Annotated in this window: 4 protein-coding genes; all 4 read left to right on the forward strand. The window is 49.2% G+C overall.

Going from position 1 to position 1,928, the window contains the following annotated elements; genetic code table 11:
* Window positions 1-245: 245 nt before the first annotated feature.
* The 4 genes from QUB39_RS10830 (at window position 246) to tnpA (ending at window position 1,495) form a co-directional block, all read left to right on the forward strand.
* Window positions 246-389 (forward strand): hypothetical protein, encoded by a 144-nt coding sequence (locus QUB39_RS10830; RefSeq protein ID WP_333261871.1) that lies wholly within the window; start codon window positions 246-248, stop codon window positions 387-389.
* A gap of 80 nt (window positions 390-469) precedes the next feature.
* On the forward strand, window positions 470-613 hold the full coding sequence (locus QUB39_RS10835) for a hypothetical protein (RefSeq protein WP_333261871.1): 144 nt from the start codon (window positions 470-472) through the stop codon (window positions 611-613).
* A gap of 80 nt (window positions 614-693) precedes the next feature.
* Window positions 694-1,020 carry a hypothetical protein gene (locus tag QUB39_RS10840; RefSeq protein WP_333056126.1) on the forward strand — a complete coding sequence of 109 codons (327 nt, stop codon included), beginning with the start codon at window positions 694-696 and terminating at the stop codon, window positions 1,018-1,020.
* Between the two features lie 22 nt (window positions 1,021-1,042).
* Window positions 1,043-1,495 carry an IS200/IS605 family transposase gene (gene tnpA / locus QUB39_RS10845; RefSeq protein WP_333056125.1) on the forward strand — a complete coding sequence of 151 codons (453 nt, stop codon included), beginning with the start codon at window positions 1,043-1,045 and terminating at the stop codon, window positions 1,493-1,495.
* The last annotated feature ends 433 nt before the right edge of the window (window positions 1,496-1,928 follow it).

The following is a 1,928-nucleotide window of genomic DNA, read 5'->3' on the forward strand; positions in this document are numbered from 1 at the left end:
TACCCACAAGTCCGCCGGGGATTGAAATCCCCGTCTAATAGCGAAAGTCGGTTAAAACCGACTGAAGAACCAAATCAAACGATCGCCGATTTCAGTCCTTTTGATCGCACTTTGGGGCGATCGGGCTTACCCACAAGCCCGCCGGGGATTGAAATCCCCGTCTAATAGCAAAAGTCGGTTAAAACCGACTGAAGAACCAAATCAAACGATCGCCGATTTCAGTCCTCTTTAAGAGGACTTTCGCTATGAGACAGGGATTTCAATCCCTGTCGGACTGTCGGATCGTGGGAATGGCCGATCGACCGCGATCGCACTCTCGACCCCGATTGTCCTCTGCAAGTCGATCGGGCTTACCCACAAGCCCGCCGGGGATTGAAATCCCCGTCTAATAGCAAAAGTCGGTTAAAACCGACTGAAGAACCAAATCAAACGATCGCCGATTTCAGTCCTCTTTAAGAGGACTTTCGCTATGAGACAGGGATTTCAATCCCTGTCGGACTGTCGGATCGTGGGAATGGCTGATCGACCGCGATCGCACTCTCGACCCCGATTGTCCTCTGCAAGTCGATCGGGCTTACCCACAAGCCCGCCGGGGATTGAAATCCCCGTCTAATAGCAAAAGTCGGTTAAAACCGACTGAAGAACCAAATCAAACGATCGCCGATTTCAGTCCTCTTTAAGAGGACTTCAGCTATGAGACAGGGATTTCAATCCCTGTCGTACTGGGGGACTCGCACTCTCGACCCCGATCGCACTCTCGACCCCGATTGTCCTCTGCAAGATTGGGCTTACCCACAAGCCCGCCGGGGATTGAAATCCCCGTCTCATAGCAAAAGTCGGTTAAAACCGACTGAAGAACCAAATCAAACGATCGCCCATTTCAGTCCTCTTCAAGAGGACTTCAGCTATGAGACAGGGATTTCAATCCCTGTCGTACTGGGGGACTCTCGGATCGTCGGACTCGCCGATCGACCCCGATCGCACTCTCGGATTTGGTCACAAAATGATAAATTAACCTAAACAATTAGGAGGAAAAATCTTTATGGCAATGTGGCGGCTGTACTATCATTTAGTTTGGGCAACAAAAGAGCGACAGCCTCTCATATCTCCCGCAAAAGAAACCGAACTTTACTCTTATATCATCGGCAAAGCAGACACCCTCAATTGCATCCTTCATGCGATCGGCGGCACAGAAAATCACATCCACTTAATAGTTTCCATTCCTCCGACACAATCGATCGCTGAATTCGTTAAAAATATTAAAGGTAGCAGCAGCCGTTATCTCAATCAAACTTTGCAAAATCCCAATAAATTTTCATGGCAAGAAGGATACGGAGTATTTTCTTTAGGACAAAAACAACTAGACTCAGCAGTCGCTTATGTGATAAATCAAAAGGAACATCACTTGCAAAAAACCACCAATTCCCATTTAGAACAAATCACGGATCAAGACCATCCACCCACTCGGTGGCACCCGAATTCGGCAGAGAATTAATTGAAAAACATTGGCCGACTCTCAGACTCGCGGACTATGCAGCTATTCGGACTTTGGGGGCGATCGGGCTTACCCAAAGATCCGCCGGGGATTGAAATCCCCGTCGAGAGAGCGAAAGTCGGTTAAAACCGACTAAAAACCCAGATTCAACAGTCACAAACTTCAGTCCTCTTCAGAGGACTTCAGCTATGAGACAGGGATTTCAATCCCTGTCGGACTGGGGGACTCACAGATCGACCCCGATCGACCAATCGAGTCGATCGGGCTTACCCACAAGCCCGCCGGGGATTGAAATCCCCGTCTAATAGCGAAAGTCGGTTAAAACCGACTGTGGATGCCAAATCAAACGAGCCCGGACTTCAGTCCTCTTCAGAGGACTTCAGCTATGAGACAGGGATTTCAATCCCTGTCGGACTGGGGGACTCACAGATCG

Source organism: Microcoleus sp. AT8-B5 (genome assembly GCF_036705565.1).
Classification (GTDB): Bacteria; Cyanobacteriota; Cyanobacteriia; order Cyanobacteriales; family Microcoleaceae; genus Microcoleus.

Bases quoted from the DNA above. Each gene is read 5' to 3' on its own strand.
- tnpA (WP_333056125.1), top strand. From the start codon at position 1,043: ATGGCAATGTGGCGGCTGTACTATCATTTAGTTTGGGCAACAAAAGAG.
- QUB39_RS10830 (WP_333261871.1), top strand. From the start codon at position 246: ATGAGACAGGGATTTCAATCCCTGTCGGACTGTCGGATCGTGGGAATG.
- QUB39_RS10840 (WP_333056126.1), top strand. From the start codon at position 694: ATGAGACAGGGATTTCAATCCCTGTCGTACTGGGGGACTCGCACTCTC.
- QUB39_RS10835 (WP_333261871.1), top strand. From the start codon at position 470: ATGAGACAGGGATTTCAATCCCTGTCGGACTGTCGGATCGTGGGAATG.